This window comes from Amycolatopsis sp. NPDC051903 (assembly GCF_044452505.1).
GTDB lineage: Bacteria > Actinomycetota > Actinomycetes > Mycobacteriales > Pseudonocardiaceae > Amycolatopsis.
In genome coordinates this window covers 598283-617133 of sequence record NZ_JBITBT010000004.1, presented here as the reverse complement: position 1 = coordinate 617133, position 18851 = coordinate 598283, and the positions used below count along the sequence as shown (strand labels likewise).

The following is an 18851-nucleotide window of genomic DNA, read 5'->3' as shown; positions in this document are numbered from 1 at the left end:
CGGGCGTGGGCGCCGGGGGCGGGGCCCGGCCGGCCCCCCCCCCCCCCCCCCCCCGCCGCCCCGGCCGGGGCCCCCCCCCCCCCCCGGGGGGGGGGGGGGGGGGCCGCGGCCGTTTTTGGCTAGCGGAAGCTGATCTGCAGCACCGGTTCGCTGGTGGCCGCGAAGAAGTCGTTGCCCTTGTCGTCGATGACGATGAAGGCGGGGAAGTCCTCGACCTCGATCTTCCAGACAGCTTCCATGCCGAGCTCGGGGTACTCGAGCACGTCGACCTTCTTGATGCAGTCCTTGGCCAGCCGCGCGGCCGGGCCGCCGATCGAGCCGAGGTAGAAGCCGCCGTGGTTCTGGCAGGCGGCGGTGACCTGCTTGGAGCGGTTGCCCTTCGCCAGCATCACCATCGAGCCGCCCGCGGCCTGGAACTGCTCGACGTAGGAGTCCATGCGCCCGGCCGTCGTGGGGCCGAACGAGCCGGACGGGTAACCGTCGGGCGTCTTCGCCGGGCCGGCGTAGTAGACGGGGTGGTCCTTGAGGTACCGCGGCATCTCTTCGCCCGCGTCGAGGCGCTCCGCGATCTTCGCGTGCGCGATGTCGCGCGCGACGACCAGCGGGCCGGTGAGCGACAGGCGCGTCTTCACGGGCAGCTGCGAGAGCTGGGCGCGGATCTCGTCCATCGGGCGGTTGAGGTCGACGCTCACGACCTCGTCGGACAGGTCGTCCTCGGTCACGTCGGGCAGGAACCGCGCGGGGTCGCGCTCGAGCTGCTCGATGAACACGCCGTCGGCGGTGATCTTCGCCTTGGCCTGGCGGTCGGCCGAGCACGAGACGGCGATGCCGACCGGGCACGACGCGCCGTGGCGGGGCAGGCGGATCACGCGCACGTCGTGGCAGAAGTACTTGCCGCCGAACTGCGCGCCGATGCCGAACTGGCGCGTCATCTCCAGCACCTGCTGCTCGAGGTCCGGGTCGCGGAACGCGTGGCCCAGCTCGGAACCCTCCGTCGGCAGAATGTCGAGGTAGCGCGCCGACGCGAGCTTCGCGACCTTCAGGTTGAACTCCGCCGACATGCCGCCGACGACGATCGCCAGGTGGTACGGCGGGCACGCCGCGGTGCCGAGGCTGCGCAGCTTCTCGTCCAGGAACCGCGCGAGCCGCTTCGGGTTCAGCACGGCCTTGGTTTCCTGGTACAGGAACGTCTTGTTCGCGCTCCCGCCGCCCTTGGCCATGAACAGGAACTCGTAGGACGGGTCGCCTGCACCGTCCTTGTGGTAGAGCTCGACCTGCGCCGGGAGGTTCGTGCCGGTGTTGCGCTCGTCCCAGAAGTTCAGGGGCGCCATCTGCGAGTAGCGCAGGTTCAGCTGCTGGTAGGCGTCGAACACCCCCTGCGACAGCGCGCGCTCGTCGTCGCCGCCGGTGAGCACGCCCTCGGAGCGCTTGCCGATGACGATGGCCGTGCCGGTGTCCTGGCACATCGGCAGCACGCCGCCGGCCGAGATGGCCGCGTTGCGCAGCAGGTCCATCGCGACGAACCGGTCGTTGCCGCTCGCCTCGGGGTCGTCGACGATCGCGCGCAGCTGCTGCAGGTGTGATGTGCGCAACAGGTGCTGGATGTCGGTGATGGCCGTGCGCGCGAGCGTCGTCAGCGCCGCGGGGTCGACCTTGAGGAACTTGCGGTCGGCCGCTTCGACGACCTCGACGCCGTCTGCGGTGACCAGCCGGTACTCGGTGGTGGTGTCCTTGCCCAGCGGCAGGACTTCGGTGTGCTGAAACGTGGTGGACGGCACAGCCAGGCTCCTTTGCCCTGATCGGGATCCGCTCACGGTACTCAGCGATCGCCGGCGCCCCGCACCCCCGCACGGTGACTGTGTCTCACAGCACTGGCATCCGAAGGGTTGAATGATCACGGCCGTTTGACCGGCCTGGTGACTGGGTAGCAAGCAGTGGGCAACAACCCGTTCGGCCGCGTTGACTTATGACCTACGTCACGAGACTGTCGTGGCAGGCGAACGGAGCGCCAGGTGTGAGCTTCGCGGTGCGGGTGCCAGCATCCGTTTCCGCTTTCCCCGGGAGGTCGGGTCCGTCGGGGTGGGCCCGGCCTCCCGAACCACTTTTCCGGTACCGCGGGCCAAGTCCGGACACGCCGAAGGCCCCGCGGACCACGGGGCCTTCGATCTATGCGACTACAGCGTTTCGGAGAGGCAACCTCGCGCGGGGTGGTGACCACACGCGGGGGTCCAGGGGGCTTGCCCCCTGGCGGGGGTCTGGGGGTTCGACCCCCAGAAGACACCCGAGTGAAGCGGCCGGGCGAGCGCTTTCCGCGAGCACGACTCGCCCTAGCCTCCGCTTCAGGAGGCGTAGGCGCGCAGCCGGTCGGCTCGCTCGCCCTGGCGGAGCTTCGCCATGACCTCGCGCTCGATCTGGCGCACGCGCTCCCGCGAGAGGCCGAAGTGCTTGCCGATCTGGTCGAGCGTGCGGGGCTGGCCGTCGTCGAGGCCGTAGCGGAGCCGGATGACGTGCTGTTCGCGGTCGTCCAGCGTCGCGAGGACCCGGCGGAGGTCGTCCTGCAGGAGGCCGGAGATGACGGCGCTCTCGGCGTCCGTCGCCTCGGAGTCCTCGATGAAGTCGCCCAGCGGGGCGTCTTCCTCGGTGCCCACGGGCATGTCGAGGCTCACCGGGTCGCGGGACTGGTCGAGCAGATCCGAGATCTTGTGCACCGGGATGCCGGACTCCGCGGCCAGCTCTTCGTGCGTCGCGTCACGGCCGAGCTGCTGGTGCAGGTCGCGGCGGATGCGCGCGAGCTTGTTGACCTGTTCCACGAGGTGGACCGGCAGCCGGATGGTGCGACCCTGGTCGGCCATCCCCCTGGTGATGGCCTGGCGGATCCACCAGGTGGCGTAGGTCGAGAACTTGAACCCCTTGGAGTAGTCGAACTTCTCCACCGCGCGGATCAGACCCAGGTTCCCCTCCTGGATCAGGTCGAGCAGCGGCATCCCCCGGCCGGTGTAGCGCTTCGCGAGCGACACCACGAGGCGGAGGTTGGCCTCCAGCAGGTGGTTCTTCGCCCGGTGCCCGTCGCGCACCAGCGCGGTGAGCTCGGTGCGGCGCTTGGCCGTGAGGCCCTCGCCCGTGTCGAGCATGTGCTGCGCGAAGACCCCCGCCTCGATGCGCTTGGCCAGCTCGACCTCGTCGGCCGCGGTGAGCAGTGCGGTTTTGCCGATGCCGTTCAGGTACACGCGCACCAGGTCGGCAGCCGGGCTCTGGGCGTCGAGGTCGGCGTCCGTGAGCGTCCCCACACCCACGGGCTCCTCGTTCTGCTGTTCTGGAATCCCACGCTCGCGAATCCCGCGCGCTTCGCGTTCGAGAGTCTGGACTGACATTCTCTGCCTCCCCGGTCACGGGCTGAACGTGTCTCGCCGGAGCTGCGCCTGGAGCACGGGCCCTGTGGAAAACCCGTACCTTCGGCCCAGCGGGCTTAGCTGGACACCTGTGTCAACGCACCGGGTTTCCAAAACGTTCCCGGCTCGCTGAATAGAGGACGGGCGGACTCGCCACGCGGTTGCTCGACCAAAACTGAGCTTTTGCTGAGAAGCGCGTCACTGCGGGAATAATCATGAGAATTCCATGAGAATCCGCTCATGGGTTGAACCACTTCGGGCGCGGATCCGTTCCGGGGCCAGGGAAGTAGTGGTTCAGACCTCTACGAGAACCGTGAATGGACCGTCGTTCACGCTCTCCACCGCCATCATCGCGCCGAAGCGCCCCGTGGCCACGGTCGCACCCCGGTCGCGCAGATCCTGGACCACGGCGTCCACCAGGGGTTCGGCCACCTCCGGCCGCGCCGCCGAGGTGAACGACGGACGCCGGCCCTTGCGGGTGTCGCCGTAGAGCGTGAACTGCGACACCACGAGCAGGGAAGCACCGGCCGTCGCGCACGACTGCTCGTCGCGCAGCAGGCGCAGTTCGTGGAGCTTGCGCGCCATCGTCGCGGCCTTCGCGCGATCGTCGCCGGCGTGAATTCCCAGCAGCACCAACAGCCCCGGCTCTTCGATGGCGCCCGTCACGGCGCCCCCGACCGTCACGCTCGCCCGGGTGACGCGGGCCGCGACGGCCCTCACCGGCCGGCCGGCACGAGCATGCCGTGGCGCACGAGCTCGCGGACGATCGGCAGTGCCGACGCTGCCAGCTCCGTCGCGTCGAGGCCCTGGGCGGCCGCCAGCAGTTCGATCAGGTCCTCCAGCGGCAGCAGGCCTCGGCAGCCCGCGAGCAGCCGCTCGGCGAGCTCGTCGACCTCGTGCTGCCACCCGGGTCCGTCGGTGCGGTGCAGGCGCCGCACGGTGGTCTCCCAGCCCTCGTCGCCGGGGGAGTCGACGCGTTCGAGCAGCACGGTGTCCGGCACGCGGAACGCGACGTCCAGCAGGTCGTCGCCGTGCGCGCGCAGCCACTCGACGCGGTCGAGCCAGTTCGCCGCCTCCGGGCCCAGCGGGTCGTCGTACGCCTGGCGCAGGTCTTCGCACACGACCGTGGGCGTCCGGCCGGCCGCGCGGCGCAACGTGACGAAGCCGAAGCCGATGCCCCGCACGTCGTTCTCGGCGAACCAGTCGAGCCACGCGGCCGCCTTCACTCGGCCCTCGGGTGAGCGCGGGTCGATGCCTTCGTCGCGCAGCCACGTGCCCACGTACAGCGCGGGATCGGCGACGTCGCGCTGCACGAACCACGCGTCCGTCTCGGCCGGCAGCCACCGCGCCACCCGATCGGCCCAGTCCTCGCCGTCCTTGTGCAGCCAGGAAGCGAGCAGCTGCCCGACGCCGCCGTCGGTCAGGAATCCGGGCAGCTGGCGCACGACGAGCGCGCTGGCGTCGTCGCCGGCCAGCCCCGAGTCGCGGTAGGTGTAGTCCACGCGCGGCGGGCCCACCACGAACGGCGGATTGCACACGACCTGGTCGAAGCGCCGCCGCGCGACCGGCGCGAACCACTCGCCGCGCACCAGTTCCACGTCGAGTTCGTTGAGCCGGAACGTGCCCGCGGCCAGTGCCAGTGCCCGGGCCGAGACGTCCGTGGCCGTCACGCGCTGCGCGTGCCGGGTCGCGTGCAGCGCCTGCACGCCGTTGCCCGTGCCGACGTCCAGCAGCGAGCCGACGGGCCGCCGGCTGGTGGCGCGGATGAGGCTGAGCGACGCGTGCCCGACGCCGAGCACGTGGTCCTCGGGCACGACGTGGCCCAGCACGTCGGCGTCGAGGTCCGACACGACCCACCACGAGCCCTCTTCGTCGCCGTGGGGGCGGATGTCGAGGGCCGCCTTGTACCCGTCACCGTCGGCGGCGAGGATCCCCGCCGCCGCGGCGTCCTCTGCGGACAAAGGGGAGAAAGCGGATTCCACGGACTTTTCCGGCTCCGTGAGGCCGAGCAGGAACAGCCGCACGAGCACGCCGAGGTCACCCGCGTCGAGGCTCGCGCGCCGGGCGGGCTCGGGCTCGCCGCGGCCGAGCGCCGCGTGGGCCGCGCCACCGAGGGCGGCCACCACTCCGTCGGCGTCGTACGAAGCGCGCCGGAAGGCTTCGCGCAGCCGCGCGCAGACGTCGTCGGACAGGTCGGGCAGAGGCGGGTTCGTGCTCACGGTGGGTAAGCCTGCCACGATGGCTGTCGTGACCATCGAACGTGTCCTCGCTCCGCTCGCCGCCGCCCTGCCCGGGCTGGAGGCGCTCTACGTCGACCTCCACCGCCACCCCGAGCTGGGGTTCGCCGAGACCCGCACCGCGGCGGAGCTCGCGCGCCGGCTGGCGGACGACGGTTACGAGGTGCACATGGGCGTCGGCCGCACCGGCGTGGTCGGCGTGCTGCGCAACGGCGAGGGTCCCGCGGTCATGCTGCGCGCCGACATCGACGCGCTGCCGGTCGAGGAGAAGACCGGCCTGCCGTACGCGAGCACCGCGCGCGCCGTCGACGCCGCGGGCAACGACGTGCCCGTGATGCACGCCTGCGGCCACGACATGCACGCCACCTGGCTCTCGGGCGCGGCGAGCCTGCTCGGCGCTGCTCGCGACAGCTGGTCCGGCACGCTCGTCGTCGTGTTCCAGCCCGGCGAGGAAGCCGCCGGCGGCGCGGCGGGCATGGTCGCCGACGGCCTGTTCGACCTCGCGGGCCGGCCCGACGTCGTCTTCGGCCAGCACCTCGCTCCCGGACCGGCCGGCTGGGTGCTCACCCGCCCCGGCGTGGTCATGGCGGCGAGCGACACGCTGCGGATCACGCTCCACGGCCGCGGCGGGCACGGTTCGCGCCCCGAGACCACCGTCGACCCGGTGGTGATGGCGGCGTCGGTGGTGCTGAAGCTGCAGACGGTGGTTTCCCGCGGCGTCGCCGCCACCGACCCGGCCGTGGTGACGGTCGGCTCGCTGCACGCGGGTTCGGTCGCCAACGTGATCGCCGACGACGCCGTGCTCGAGGTCAACACGCGCGCGTTCGACGGCGCGGTGCTGCTGCGGCTGCGCGAGGCGATCGAGCGGATCGTGAACGCCGAGGCCGAAGCCGCGGGCGCGCCGAAACCGCCGACGATCGAGCTGCTCAGCTCCTACCCGGTCACCTTCAACGACGAGCAGGCGGCCGACGGGCTCACCGAGGTGTTCCGCGGCCACTTCGGCCCGGAGCGCGTGATGCCGGCCCCGCTGGTCACCGGCAGCGAGGACTTCGGCGAGTTCGGTTCGGCCGCGGGCGTGCCGTCGGTGTTCTGGTTCGTCGGGGGCCTCGACGCGCAGGAGGTGATCACCGCGATGACCGAGGGGCGCTTCGAACGTGACATCCCGTCGAACCACTCGCCGCGCTTCGCGCCGATCCTCGACCCGACCCTGCGCGCGGGCGTGGAGACGCTGGTCGTCGCCGCGCTGTCGCGGTTGTCGCACCCGGGTGTCGGATGACGGCCCGGAGTGGGAGCATGGGCAGTGGAGGTGGTGCTGTGAACGAGCCCGCCCGCGGATCCGATCCCCGCCCGGCCCCGGTGCTCATCACCGAGGCGGAGCCGTCCTACGACGATCAGCTCGCCGCGCGGAAGAAGAAGTACATCATCATGATGGTGTGCCGCATCCCGTGCCTCATCCTGGCCGGGCTGACCTACCACACGTGGTGGCTGGCCGTCACGTTCCTGGTGATCTCAGTGCCCCTGCCGTGGATCGCCGTCCTGATCGCCAACGACCGCCCACCGCGGAAGTCGAAGAACGTCAACCGCTACGAGCGGGAGCCGAAGCAGATCGAGCAGCGTGATCACCGGGTGATCGACGGCTGAGTTTTTCAGGGGGTTTCAAGGGGGTTTCAAGGGCTCTTTTTGCAGGGGGCTTTGCAGGGTCCTGCGCAGGGGCGTGTTGCGTGGCGTGAGCCCCCGAAGCTTGAGTGTGCTAACGGCCGGTGACCCCGTGTCAAGGCGGGAAAGCGTGCCTTGATACGGGGTCGCCGGCCGTAGAGGAGCTTCGGATCGGGGGCAGGGGCAGGGCTGGGTGCTGGGAGAGGTGCGTAGGTCTGTTGCGTTGGGTATCGGCGCCTGGGTGGGGGTTATGGCTGGGGGCCCAGGCGGGTGACGGCCAGTGCGCCGAGTCGGGTGCCGGCGCGGAGGGCGTCCACAGTGGACTTGCCGGCCAGCCAGGTGGTGAGGACGCCGGCGTCGAAGGCGTCGCCCGCGCCGGTGGAGTCCACGCATTCGGCTTCGACGGCCGGGACCGTGGTGACGCCCTGGGTGTCGACCCAGCTGGCTCCGCCGAGTCCGGCCGTCACGACCACGGCGCCGACCGTCGCCAGGAGTTCCTTGGCGCTGGCTGGATCTGCGGACCCGGTGAGAGCCACCAGTTCTTCCGTGTTCGGCATGAGCAGGTCGGTGCCGCGCACGTCCGCCAGGAACGCGGCCGGGTCCTTGATGTGGGCGGCGGCCTGCGGGTCGACCGAGGTGGTGAGGCCGGCTTCTTTCGCCGCGGCCAAAGCGGCGAGGCCGGCGGGTCGCGACGACGGATCCAGCAGGACGTAGCCCGACAGGTGCAGGTGCCGGGCGCCGGCCAGTGATTCGGGCGTCACGTCGTCGGGTGCGAACCGCTGGTTCGCGCCGCGGTCGGCGAGCATGCTGCGCTGCCCGTCGCCGTCGACGAGCACGACGACGCAGCACGTCGGTGCCTGCGGGTCCACGGCGAAGGCGCACCGCACGCCCGCCGCTTCCAGTTCGGCCTTGATCAGGCGGCCGCCGGAGTCGTCGCCGATGCGGGCGACGAGCGTGGTGTCGGCGCCCAGGGAGCGGAGCCACAGCGCCGTGTTGGCGCCCGCCCCGCCGCCGGTGAAGCGGATCTTCGCGCGGGCGTCACCGCCGTGGGGGAGCGGTTGGTCGTGGCGCGCCACCAGGTCGAGGCCGGCGTCGCCGACCACCACGATCCCGGTCACGACCGGACCGCCAGCGCCGCCGCGACCTCGGCCGCGAGCTTCGCGTTGTTGAGCACCAGCGCCTCGTTGGCGTCGATGCTCACGCCCGCGCTCGCGGTGTGGAAGTGCTCGAGCAGCGCCGGCGTCACGTCCCGGCCCTGGACGCCGCCTTCACGCAGCTTCGCGAGCCCGCCGGCCAGCAGCCGGTCGTGCAGCTCGCGGTCCATTTCGGACTCTGCGGGGATCGGGTTCGCCAGCAGCACACCGGAATCCGCGTACGCGCGGTGCGCGGTGATCACGGCGGCGGCTTCCTTCGCGGCGTCCACGCGCCAGCCGACGGGGTGGCCGGAGGACCGGAGGTAGAACGCGGGGAACTCGTCGGTGCGGTAGCCGAGCACCGGCACCGAGCTGGTTTCGAGCACCTCGAGCGTCGCGGCGATGTCGAGGACGGACTTCACGCCGGAGCAGACCACCACCGTCGGCACCTTCGCGAGCACGCCGAGGTCGGCCGAGACGTCCCAGGTCTGCGCCGCGCCGAGGTGCACGCCGCCGAGCCCGCCGGTGGCGAACACGCCGATCCCGGCCGCGGCGGCGAGCGCCGAGGTGCCCGCCACGGTCGTCGCACCCGAGCGGCCCAGGCCGACGGCCGGGCCGAGGTCGCGCAGTGACAGCTTGTCCAGTCCGGCGCCGGGCTCGCACACGCGCTCCAGCTCGGCCGCGGACAGCCCGATCACGGGCCGTCCGTCGAGCACGGCGATGGTGGCCGGCACGGCGCCGCCGTCGCGCACGACCCGTTCGAGGCGGTGGGCGACGTCGAGGTTGCGGGGGTGGGGCAGCCCGTGCGACAGGATGGTGCTCTCGAGGGCGACGACGGGGTGGCCGTCACGCACCGCCGAGGCGACTTCCTCGTGGACGAAGAGTTGAGTGGTCACGAACGAACATCATCGGCGATCGCCGGCGTTCGCGCGCCAGCGGGTCAGCTCGGCCGCGAGGTTGGCGCGCGCGGCGGTTTCCCAGCGTGCGCGCGCGATTCCGCTGCGGTACAGCACGGGCCGGGCCAGCAGGTTCGCCAGCACGGCCGCGCGGCCCGCCGCCCACGTCTCGTCGGCGTACTTCGCGTACTCGCGGCGCACGGCCGCCACGTAGCCCGCGTACGACGACGGGTCGGCGCCGAGGATCGCGAGGTCGGCGTCGAGCAGGGCCGCGGCCGCGTCGTCGCCGTCGGGCGCTTCGTGCGCCGCGGTGGCGAGGACGAGCGCTTCGGCGCGGGCGACGTGGGGTTCGGCGACGCCCGCGCGCGTCAGCCACCGCCGCAGCCACTCGGCGCTGCGACGCTCGTCTTCGCCGGGCACGGCGTCGTAGACCACGTCGTGGGCCCACGCCGCGAGGGCGATCGCCGCGCGTTCGCCGGCCGGGAGGTGCGCCGCCAGGGCCGCGCTGTCGCGCGCGACAGCCGCGGCGTGGCCGAGGTCGTGGTAGTGCCGGTGGGGTTCGCCGTAGCGCGCTTCGAGGTCCGCCTGCGCTTCGCCCGCGGTGCCGGCGTCGCCGCCGACCCGGGCCACGGCCTCGGGCCAGGTGGTCACGAGGGGAACTCCCAGCGGGTCGGCGACGTCGTGAAGTCCTTCTCCCGCAAGGCGAACACCGTCTCGGGCCGCACCCGCACCGACGCGTTGACGGCCGGGTCGAGGAAGTCGATGCCGTAGGAGGTTTCGTACTTCGCGTTCATCGCGTCGAGGAAACCCCGGATCGCGCCGAGGTCCGTGACGAGTTCGGCGGGCCCGCGCAGCACCACGGGTTCGAGCGGGTCCTCGGTCGCGACGGATACGGCCGAGCCGGCGGCGACGTTGCGCGCCTTCGCCGAGCGCAGCGACGAGGAGAACCACAGCAGGTCGCCGGTCCACACCGCCCACACGGGCATGAGGTGCGGCAGGCCGGCGGGCGTCACGGTGGCGACCCAGTAGTCGTGGGAGGTGCGCAGCCGCTCGTCGGCCCACACCCACGGCAGCAACCCGGCCGCCGCGGGCGCGATGCCGTACCCCGGCATGTGCGGTCTGGCGGCGATCGGTCCGTCCACGGCCCCTCCCCGGCTCGGGCCCCGAAGATAGCCCCGCGGCCGGTGATTCCGGCACCCCCGGCGCTGAGGCATGATGGAGGCGTGAGCACCGAGACGCTGACGAAACCGCAGACCGACAGCACCGAGTCGACCGACGACGACTCGCCGAAGATGTTCCACTACGTGCGCAAGAACAAGATCGCCGAGAGCGCGGTCATGGGCACGCACGTGGTGGCGCTGTGCGGCGAGGTCTTCCCGGTCACGAAGTCGCCCAAGCCGGGTTCCCCGGTCTGCCCCGCCTGCAAGGAGATCTACGACGGTCTCCGTCCGGGCGGCGACGAGTAACCGCCGAACGCCCCGGGCGCGGCCGCACCGGCCCGCCCGGCGCGCGAGCCGGCCTGCCCTCGGGTCGTGGCCGCGAAGCACGCTCGGGCAAACAAACATGAAAACCCTTCACCTGGCGGCTGTGCGGTCGGGGAAGAACTGGTAGATCTGCGATCCCCGCCAGTCCTTCCCGCAGGGAGACCGCACATGCGCAGAACCGGGATCGTCCTCGCCCTCGTCGTGCTGCTCGCCGCCGCCGTGCCGGGCCTCGCCGAGGCCGTCACGGGCTGGACCGCCGTCGGGTCCGACCGCGCCCGGCCCCTCGACGAAAGCCAGGGTCTCGCGACGGTCGTCCGCCCGTCGGGCACCACCATCCGCTACACCGGCGTCGCCACGGTGGACCCCGGCCTGGCCGCGCAGGGCTGGAACCACGTCGGCGACCCGGGCTCGGCCCAGGGCTGGTACGTCGAGCCCTACCAGCGCGACGACCGCGGTGCGAAACTCTTCCGCGTGCAGGCGCCCGACGGCACGCAGGCCGACTACAAGCACGCGCTGGAGCCGTGGGAGGCGAGCAACAACTCCTTCGCCGCGGTCTCGCCCGACGCGCGCTGGCTGGTGGCCGGCGAGTGGGGCACGATGGACCGCCTGCTCGTGCACCCCATGCCGGGCGTCGCCTTCACTGATCCCGCGCAGAACCTGCCCTACGCGTCCGCCATCCGCCTCGACCACCAGGTCCGCGACGTGCAGGGCTGCGACTTCGTCACGGCCACCCGGCTGATGTGCGCCTCCGACGACCCCGACGGCAGCCTCTTCGGCACCACCAAACCGCTCCTGCAGGTCGACCTCGACGGGCCGCTGTCCGGCTCCGACGTGACCGGCCACGTGACGTCGCCGGGTCAGCTCCCGTTGCAGAGCGGCTGCAGCGGGACCTTCGAGGTCGAGGGCATCGACTTCGACGAGCGCGACAACACCCTGCGCGTGATCGTCATGTCGCCGAGCGTCTGCATCGCCGTCGACAGCAAGACGTGGCGGTTCCGGCAGCAGTAGCGGTCAGGGCAGCTTGCGCACGGCGTCGTGTTCGGAGCGTCCGGGCCGGTCGGCCTGACCGGACTGGCCGCGCACGTCGGGGAAGTCCGCCGCGTTCGCGGGTTCGGCGTCCTCGTCCGGCTCGCCACCGGCGTCGGCCGACTCGTCCTCGGGCGCCGGCTGCTCGTCGTCCTGGCGCTTGGGCCGCCGCAACGGGATCGTGCTGCGGTCCCAGAGCTTGCGGCCCTCCTCGGCGCGCATGCGCTCGTTGGCGCGCTCCATCTCGAGCCGGCGCCACTTGCGGCGCTGGCGCCGGGTCGCCTTGGCGGGCCACAGTTCCTGGAGGGCGCTGTTGAAGTACGCGCCGCCGACCACGGCCAGGCCGATGAAGAACATCAGCAGCAGGAACGCGATCGGAGCGGCGAGCGCGCCGTAGGTGTAGCCGGTCTTGGTGATCCAGTTGAGGTAGATGCGCAACCCGACGCTGGAAACCAGGAACACCACGCCCGCGAGCACCGCACCCGGCAGCCCGCGGTGCCAGGGCAGCCGCCGCGGCAGCGCCAGCTTGTACAGCGTGGTCAGCGCCAGCACGATCATCACGCCCAGCACCGGGAAGTACAGTGACCCCACCCAGGCCGACACGTTGTCGCGCCACGCCACGGGGAAGAACTCCGGCAGCAGGTCCGGCCCGATCGCCAGCAGCGGCAGCCCGACCACGAGGATCACCAGCGCGCACAGGTACAGCAGCAGCGCGAAGATCCGCTGCCACACCTCGTTGCGCACGCCGTACTGGTCGTGGGCCACGGTGATCGCGTCGACGAACGACGACATCGCCGACGAGCCCGCCCACAGCGAGATGATGAAGCCCACCGACACGATCTCGCCCTTGCCGACCGTGAGGATGCTGTTGACCGTCGGCTCGATGATCTCGTTCACCGCGTTGGTGCTGAAGATGGTGCGGCAGAACGTGATGATGCGGTCGTGCACGGCCGCGACCACACCCTGGCCGAACCACTCGCCGACGAAGCCGAGGCTGCCCAGCAGCCCGAGCAGCAGCGGCGGGAGCGAGAGCGTCTGCCAGAACGCGGCTTCGGCGGCCTCGGAGAAGATGTTGCCGTCCCAGGCCTTGGCGAGCGTGCGCGTGATGAGACGCCACGGCCCCTTGCGAGCCGTCTTCGCAGCCGTCGCCGCCTCGGCGTCCGGTCTCACCTCACCCATGGTGGGTCCCAGCATGGTCCATGTCCCGGGATTTGGCTCGTCGCGGGTCCCTCACGGGGGCGGGTCGGGGGACACCACCCGTGGCGGTGCCGGGTGCGCGCGGACCCGGAAGGTAAGCTCTCCGAAGTGCCCTCACCGCAGGCGCCGGCGTCGAAGCCGGTGCCACAGTGGGGGTTTTCGCACGTCACGGCCGCGTCCCGCGGGCCGGGGAGGGGGTGAGCGAGGTTGTCCGAGCCGACGCAGGGGGTCCTCGGGGCACCGCCGGCCGAGCAGGACACCACCGCGCGTCCGCTTCGCGCGTGGCAGCGCCGGGCTCTCACGAAGTACCTGGCCACCAGGCCGAAGGACTTCCTCGCGGTCGCGACGCCGGGCGCCGGCAAGACCGTGTTCGGGCTGCGGATCGCGGCGGAGCTGCTGTCGGACCGCACGGTCGAGGCGATCACGATCGTCACGCCGACCGAACACCTCAAGCACCAGTGGGCGGCTTCGGCCGCGGCGGCGGGCATCGACATCGATTCGAACTTCCGCAACACCACCGGCGTCACGTCGTCGGACTACCGCGGTGTCGCCGTCACCTACGCGCAGGTGGCCGCGCACCCGACGCTGCACCGCGTGCGCACGGAGAACCGCAAGACCCTGGTGATCCTCGACGAGATCCACCACGCCGGCGACGCGAAGTCGTGGGGTGACGCCACGCGCGAGGCCTTCATGCCCGCCGTGCGGCGCCTCGCGCTGACGGGGACCCCGTTCCGCAGCGACGATTCGGCCATCCCGTTCGTGACCTACGAACCCGACGCGGGCGGCTTCCAGCGCAGCAAGGCCGACCACAGCTACGGCTACGCCGACGCGCTCGCCGACGGCGTGGTCCGGCCCGTCGTGTTCCTCGCCTACTCCGGCGAAGCCTCCTGGCGCACGAGCGCGGGGGAGGAGTTCACCGCGCGGCTGGGCGAGCCGCTGACCGCCGAGCAGAACGCTCGCGCCTGGCGCACGGCGCTCGACCCGGGGGGCGAGTGGATCCCCTCGGTCCTGCAGGCCGCGGACACGCGCCTGTCGCAAGTCCGCCAGGGCGTGCCCGACGCCGGTGGCCTGGTGATCGCGACCGACCAGGAGTCGGCCCGCGCGTACGCCAAGATCCTGCAGCGGCTCTCCGGTGAGATGCCCACGCTGGTGCTCTCCGACGACCCGAAGGCCTCCGGGCGCATCAAGGAGTTCTCCGACTCCACCGACCGCTGGATCGTCGCGGTCCGGATGGTGTCCGAAGGCGTCGACGTGCCGCGGCTCGCGGTCGGCGTGTACGCCACGAGCGCCTCGACCCCGCTGTTCTTCGCCCAGGCCATCGGCCGCTACGTGCGAGCGCGCAAGAAGGGCGAGACGGCGAGCGTCTTCCTGCCGAGCGTGCCCGTGCTGCTCGAGCTCGCCAGCGAGCTGGAGGCGCAGCGCGACCACGTGCTCGGCAAGCCCCACCGCGAGAAGGACGGCTGGGAAGACGAGCTGCTCGCCCAGGCCAACCGCACCGAGGACGAACCGGGTGAAGAGGAGAAAGCCTTCACCTCGCTCGGCGCGTCGGCCGAACTCGATCAGGTGATCTACGACGGCAACTCGTTCGGTACCGCCGTCTTCTCCGGCTCCGACGAGGAGCAGGAGTACCTCGGCCTGCCCGGGCTGCTCGAGCCCGACCAGGTCCGGGCGCTGCTGCGCAAGCGCCAGGAGGAGCAGCTCGCCGACGAGAAGCGCCGCAAGCCGGAGGCCGAGAAGGCCGCACCGGCGCCCGCGCGGTCCCAGTCGGTGAGCGAGCGCCTCGGCTCGCTGCGCAAGGAGCTCAACGCCCTCGTCGGCGTGTACCACCACCGCACGAAGAAGCCCCACGGCGCGATCCACAACGAGCTACGCAGGGTGTGCGGCGGTCCGCCGACCGCCATGGCGACGGTGGAGCAGCTCGAAGAGCGGATCGTCACTCTGCGTTCCTGGTAGCGGTGGGCCGTTCGGGCAGCGGTGAGTTCGGCGAAAGGCCGGGCACCGGTGCCGATGTCCGAATCCTGCCGCCGTGGGCGTGGCGCCGGGATCATCGTCCCGTCACTGGTTCCGCTCACGAAGCGTGCCCGGGGTGCTGCGCTGCGGGTTCGGTTCACGAAGAGTCAGCAGTGACGAAGTGCGTCACGCTGGGTGCGCGCTGGCGATCACTCCGTCAGTGGATTTACCCTTTCCGGGCTGTGTTCAGCCCGCGTTGCCGAACCGTGTCCAATTGGTGTCATTTAATCGATCCAGCTATCTTCCGCGAAGCAGCTCGGCGGCATATGTTGTCGGCCACAACATATGCGCAGCGGTGCGCCGGGCTCCCCGGATCGCCGCCGCGAGCATGATCCGGAAGGAACGAGGATGCGCAGCAGAACCCTTACCCTCCTTGCCGCCACGGCGAGCGCCGGCCTGGTGCTCACCGCGTGCGGTGCCAACTCGAACACCGGGGGCTCGGGGGACACCTCCGCCTCGGCTTCCGCTCCGGCGGGCGGCGGCGCCAACGGCAAGGTCGGCGTGATCCTGCCGGAGACCGCCACCTCAGCCCGGTGGGAGGCGTTCGACAAGCCGATGCTCCAGGCCGCTCTCCAGGCCCAGGGCTTCAGCGCCGACATCCAGAACGCCCAGGGTGACAACCAGAAGTTCTCGACGCTGGCCGACGGCTTCATCAGCCAGGGGGTCAAGGTTCTGGTCATCGCCCCGTCCGACCCGGCCGTCGGTGCCGCGATCGAGGCCAAGGCGAAGACCGCGGGCATCCCGGTCATCGACTACGACCGCCCGAGCCTCGGCGGTTCGGCCGGCTACTACGTCTCGTTCGACAACGAGAAGGTCGGCGAGCTGCAGGCGCAGGGCATGGCCGACGCGCTGAAGAACAAGAAGGGTGCCGCGGTCGTCCAGATCGAGGGCGCGCCGACGGACAACAACGCGACCCTGTTCGGCGATGGCCACGACAAGGTTCTCAAGCCGCTGTACCAGTCGGGCGCGCTGACACTGGTCCAGAAGCAGCCGATCAACGACTGGGACCCGCAGGTCGGCGGCACGACCTTCGAGCAGATCTTCACCCGCGTCGGGGGCAAGGTCGACGGCGTCGTCGCGGCGAACGACGAGCTCGCTGCCGCGGTCATCACCGTGCTGAAGAAGAACGGCCTCAACGGCAAGGTCCCGGTCACCGGCCAGGACGCGACCGCGGCCGGTCTGCAGGCCATCCTGCGCGGTGACCAGCTGCTGACGATCTTCAAGCCGATCAAGCAGGAGGCCGACAACACCGCGAAGCTGGCCGCCGCCCTGGCCAAGGGTGACACGGCGGCCGCCGACGCGATCGCCACCGGCACGCTGCACGACCCGAAGAACAACCGCGACCTCAAGTCGGTTCTGCTCACCCCGCAGCTGATCACGGTCAACGACGTCAAGACCGTGATCCAGCAGGGTTACGTCAAGGCCTCCGAGGTCTGCACCGGCGACGTCGCCGCCAAGTGCACCCAGTACGGCATCAGCTGACCCGTACCGCGTAGCACCAACCCAGCAGCCGGGCCGGGATGCGTTCCCCGACGACGCATCCCGGCCCGGTACCCACGCGAGAGAACAGCGAACCCCATGAGCGAGCCCATTCTCGACATCAAAGGCCTGAACAAGAGCTTCGGCCCGGTCCACGTCCTCCACGACGTGGACTTCGCCGTGCGGGCCGGTGAAGTGACCGCGCTCGTCGGCGACAACGGTGCCGGCAAGTCGACGATGGTCAAGTGCATCGCCGGCATCCACCCGTACGACACGGGCACGGTGACGTTCAACGGCCAGGAAGTCCACATCCACAACCCGAAGGACGCCGCCTCGCTCGGCATCGAGGTCGTGTACCAGGACCTCGCGCTGGCCGACAACCTCGACATCGTGCAGAACATGTTCCTCGGCCGTGAGCGGGGGAGCAGCTGGCTGATGGACGAGGCCAGCATGGAGCAGGCCGCGCGCGAGACGCTGGCCTCCCTTTCGGTGCGCACCGTGAAGTCCGTGCGCACGCTCGTCTCCGCACTCTCCGGTGGTCAGCGGCAGACCGTGGCCATCGCCAAGTCGGTGCTGTGGAACAGCAAGGTCGTGATCCTCGACGAGCCGACCGCCGCCCTCGGTGTGGCCCAGACCCGCCAGGTCCTCGACCTGGTCCGCCGGCTGGCCGAACAGGGCCTCGGCGTCGTGCTGATCAGCCACAACATGGCCGACGTCTTCGAGGTCGCCGACCGCATCGACGTGCTGTACCTGGGCCGCCTGGTCGCCGAGGTCCAGACCAAGGACGTGACGACGAGCCAGGTGGTGGAGCTCATCACCTCCGGCCGCTCGGGCGACCTCGGCCTGGCCCGCCCCGAATCCGTCGTGCTGTGAGCAACGAGAAAGAAAACCGGACATGACTGAGACCCCTGCCAAGTCCGCCAAGTCGGACGCGGCGATCGCCGACTTCGGCATCGACACCACGTCGATGTCGACGGGCGAGGCGATCAAGGACTACTTCGCGCGGATGAAGGACGGCCAGCTCGGCTCGGTCCCCGCCGTGCTGGGCGTGATCGTCCTCGCGATCCTCTTCAGCTCCCTCTCGAGCGACTTCTTCACCCTGCGCAACATCGCGAACCTGCTCTCGCAGGGCGCGGGCCAGACCATCATCGCGATGGGCATCGTCTTCGTGCTGCTGCTGGGTGAGATCGACCTGTCGGCCGGTACCGCTTCCGGTGTGTGCGCGTCGCTGATGGCGCTGCACTACGTGCGCAACGGCAACCTGCTCGGGTCCATGGGCACCGGCGTGTTCATCACGTTCATCGCGGTGCTCGCGATCGCCGTGATCCTGGCGCTGCTGCAGCGGATCTGGGCCGGGGCGGTGGTGTCGCTCATCGGGATCCTGGTGATCCTGATCGGCGCGCCGCAGAACGCGTGGCTCGAGATGGTCATCGCGATCACCACCGGTACCGCCATCGGCTGCATCACCGGTTTCCTCGTCTCGAAGATCGGCATGCCGTCGTTCGTCGTGACCCTGGCGCTGTTCATCGTGTGGCAGGGCGTGATCCTGCAGTTCATCGGTGAGGGCGGCACGCTGCCGATCAGCACGAGCGACACGCTCAACGCCGTCGCCAACGGCAACCTGTCGGTGCTCGGCAGCTGGATCCTGTTCATCGTCGCGGTCGGCGGTTACGCGGTCATCGCGCTGGGGCAGCACTTCTCGCGGCTCAAACGAGGTCTCGTGGTGCAGCCGACGCCGATCGTGCTGTTCAAGGTCGGCGTGATCGCGGTGATCTCGGCCGTCGCCACCTACCTGCTGACGATCAACCGCTCGTCCAACGACCTCGTGGTGATCGACGGCATCCCGTACGTGGTCCCGATCGTGCTGGTGCTGCTGTTCGCGGGCACCTACGTGCTCAACCGCACGAAGTACGGCCGGCATCTCTACGCCGTGGGTGGCAACAAGGAAGCGGCCCGTCGCGCCGGTATCAACGTGGCGAAGCTGCGCACCAGTGTGTTCGTGATCAGCTCGTCGTTCGCGGCGATCGGCGCGATCGTGTACTCGTCGAAGATCGGCTCGGTCAACCCGCAGTCCGGTGGCCTCAACACGCTGCTGTTCGCGGTGGGCGCGGCGGTCATCGGTGGCACGTCGCTGTTCGGCGGCAAGGGCCGGATCATCGACGCGGTGATCGGTGGTGCCGTGCTGGCGATCGTGAACAACGGCCTTGGCCTGCTCCAGCAGCCCGCGGCCGTCGTGAACATCGTCACCGGCCTGGTGCTGCTGCTCGCCGCCACGGTGGACGCGCTCTCGCGGCGCCGAGCTGCTGAGTCGGCGCGCTGACGCCCGATGTCACGCTCAAGCCGG

At 70.8% G+C, this 18851-nt stretch carries 17 protein-coding genes; 8 read left to right on the top strand and 9 right to left on the bottom strand.

Features of this window, described 5'->3' with window-relative positions; genetic code table 11:
• Positions 1-119 precede the first annotated feature (119 nt).
• From ACIA77_RS13860 to ACIA77_RS13845, 4 genes are all read right to left on the bottom strand, one after another.
• Entirely contained in the window at positions 120-1778 is a 1659-nt protein-coding gene (locus ACIA77_RS13860) for a fumarate hydratase (protein ID WP_395886190.1), read from the bottom strand.
• Between the two features lie 561 nt (positions 1779-2339).
• On the bottom strand, positions 2340-3371 hold the full coding sequence (locus ACIA77_RS13855; protein WP_395886189.1) for a sigma-70 family RNA polymerase sigma factor: 1032 nt from the start codon (positions 3369-3371) through the stop codon (positions 2340-2342).
• 312 nt (positions 3372-3683) lie between these two features.
• Positions 3684-4109 carry a D-aminoacyl-tRNA deacylase gene (dtd, locus tag ACIA77_RS13850; RefSeq protein ID WP_395886188.1) on the bottom strand — a complete coding sequence of 142 codons (426 nt, stop codon included), beginning with the start codon at positions 4107-4109 and terminating at the stop codon, positions 3684-3686.
• A complete protein-coding gene (locus ACIA77_RS13845; protein WP_395886187.1) occupies positions 4106-5608 on the bottom strand; it encodes a methyltransferase in 1503 nt (500 codons plus the stop codon). The genes dtd and ACIA77_RS13845 overlap by 4 nt, the downstream gene beginning before the upstream one ends.
• Positions 5609-5636: 28 nt before the next feature.
• Between ACIA77_RS13845 and ACIA77_RS13840 the strand changes: the two genes are divergently transcribed.
• Both ACIA77_RS13840 and ACIA77_RS13835 read left to right on the top strand, forming a co-directional pair.
• Positions 5637-6902 (top strand): amidohydrolase, encoded by a 1266-nt coding sequence (locus ACIA77_RS13840; protein WP_395886186.1) that lies wholly within the window; start codon positions 5637-5639, stop codon positions 6900-6902.
• A gap of 38 nt (positions 6903-6940) precedes the next feature.
• Entirely contained in the window at positions 6941-7267 is a 327-nt protein-coding gene (locus ACIA77_RS13835; RefSeq protein WP_395886185.1) for a DUF3099 domain-containing protein, read from the top strand.
• Positions 7268-7530: 263 nt separating this feature from the next.
• On the opposite strand, the gene ACIA77_RS13830 is transcribed toward ACIA77_RS13835, so the two are convergent.
• The 4 genes from ACIA77_RS13830 to ACIA77_RS13815 are packed head-to-tail and all read right to left on the bottom strand — an operon-like array spanning position 7531 to position 10453.
• The gene (locus tag ACIA77_RS13830; protein ID WP_395886184.1) at positions 7531-8400 is read right to left on the bottom strand and encodes a carbohydrate kinase family protein; all 870 of its coding nucleotides are present in this window, start codon (positions 8398-8400) and stop codon (positions 7531-7533) included.
• Entirely contained in the window at positions 8397-9311 is a 915-nt protein-coding gene (locus tag ACIA77_RS13825) for a pseudouridine-5'-phosphate glycosidase (RefSeq protein ID WP_395886183.1), read from the bottom strand. Before ACIA77_RS13825 ends, ACIA77_RS13830 begins: the two co-directional genes overlap by 4 nt.
• Before the next feature lie 9 nt (positions 9312-9320).
• Entirely contained in the window at positions 9321-9962 is a 642-nt protein-coding gene (locus tag ACIA77_RS13820; protein WP_395886182.1) for a hypothetical protein, read from the bottom strand.
• Positions 9959-10453, bottom strand: a complete 495-nt coding sequence (locus ACIA77_RS13815; RefSeq protein WP_395886181.1) for a pyridoxamine 5'-phosphate oxidase family protein — start codon at positions 10451-10453, stop codon at positions 9959-9961. Before ACIA77_RS13815 ends, ACIA77_RS13820 begins: the two co-directional genes overlap by 4 nt.
• 81 nt (positions 10454-10534) lie before the next feature.
• Between ACIA77_RS13815 and ACIA77_RS13810 the strand changes: the two genes are divergently transcribed.
• Both ACIA77_RS13810 and ACIA77_RS13805 read left to right on the top strand, forming a co-directional pair.
• Positions 10535-10777 carry a DUF3039 domain-containing protein gene (locus ACIA77_RS13810; RefSeq protein WP_204090275.1) on the top strand — a complete coding sequence of 81 codons (243 nt, stop codon included), beginning with the start codon at positions 10535-10537 and terminating at the stop codon, positions 10775-10777.
• 186 nt (positions 10778-10963) lie between these two features.
• Complete coding sequence (locus ACIA77_RS13805; RefSeq protein ID WP_395886180.1) at positions 10964-11803, top strand: hypothetical protein; 840 nt, start codon at positions 10964-10966, stop codon at positions 11801-11803.
• 3 nt (positions 11804-11806) lie between these two features.
• Here ACIA77_RS13805 and ACIA77_RS13800 read toward each other — a convergent pair whose 3' ends face one another.
• Entirely contained in the window at positions 11807-13000 is a 1194-nt protein-coding gene (locus ACIA77_RS13800) for a YihY/virulence factor BrkB family protein (RefSeq protein WP_395886179.1), read from the bottom strand.
• Between the two features lie 225 nt (positions 13001-13225).
• Here ACIA77_RS13800 and ACIA77_RS13795 point away from each other — a divergent pair, with 225 nt between their 5' ends.
• From ACIA77_RS13795 to ACIA77_RS13780, 4 genes are all read left to right on the top strand, one after another.
• Complete coding sequence (locus ACIA77_RS13795; protein WP_395886178.1) at positions 13226-14971, top strand: DEAD/DEAH box helicase; 1746 nt, start codon at positions 13226-13228, stop codon at positions 14969-14971.
• A 405-nt stretch (positions 14972-15376) separates the two neighbouring features.
• Positions 15377-16510, top strand: coding sequence for a substrate-binding domain-containing protein (locus tag ACIA77_RS13790; protein ID WP_395886177.1), 1134 nt, complete (start codon positions 15377-15379; stop codon positions 16508-16510).
• A 96-nt stretch (positions 16511-16606) separates the two neighbouring features.
• On the top strand, positions 16607-17380 hold the full coding sequence (locus ACIA77_RS13785; protein WP_395886176.1) for an ATP-binding cassette domain-containing protein: 774 nt from the start codon (positions 16607-16609) through the stop codon (positions 17378-17380).
• 22 nt (positions 17381-17402) lie between these two features.
• Positions 17403-18827: a sugar ABC transporter permease gene (locus ACIA77_RS13780; protein ID WP_395886175.1), complete on the top strand. Its 1425-nt coding sequence runs from the start codon at positions 17403-17405 to the stop codon at positions 18825-18827.
• The last annotated feature ends 24 nt before the right edge of the window (positions 18828-18851 follow it).

Bases quoted from the DNA above. Each gene is read 5' to 3' on its own strand.
- ACIA77_RS13790 (WP_395886177.1), top strand. From the start codon at position 15,377: ATGCGCAGCAGAACCCTTACCCTCCTTGCCGCCACGGCGAGCGCCGGC.
- ACIA77_RS13855 (WP_395886189.1), bottom strand. From the start codon at position 3,371: ATGTCAGTCCAGACTCTCGAACGCGAAGCGCGCGGGATTCGCGAGCGT.
- ACIA77_RS13805 (WP_395886180.1), top strand. From the start codon at position 10,964: ATGCGCAGAACCGGGATCGTCCTCGCCCTCGTCGTGCTGCTCGCCGCC.
- ACIA77_RS13780 (WP_395886175.1), top strand. From the start codon at position 17,403: ATGACTGAGACCCCTGCCAAGTCCGCCAAGTCGGACGCGGCGATCGCC.
- ACIA77_RS13785 (WP_395886176.1), top strand. From the start codon at position 16,607: ATGAGCGAGCCCATTCTCGACATCAAAGGCCTGAACAAGAGCTTCGGC.
- ACIA77_RS13800 (WP_395886179.1), bottom strand. From the start codon at position 13,000: ATGGGTGAGGTGAGACCGGACGCCGAGGCGGCGACGGCTGCGAAGACG.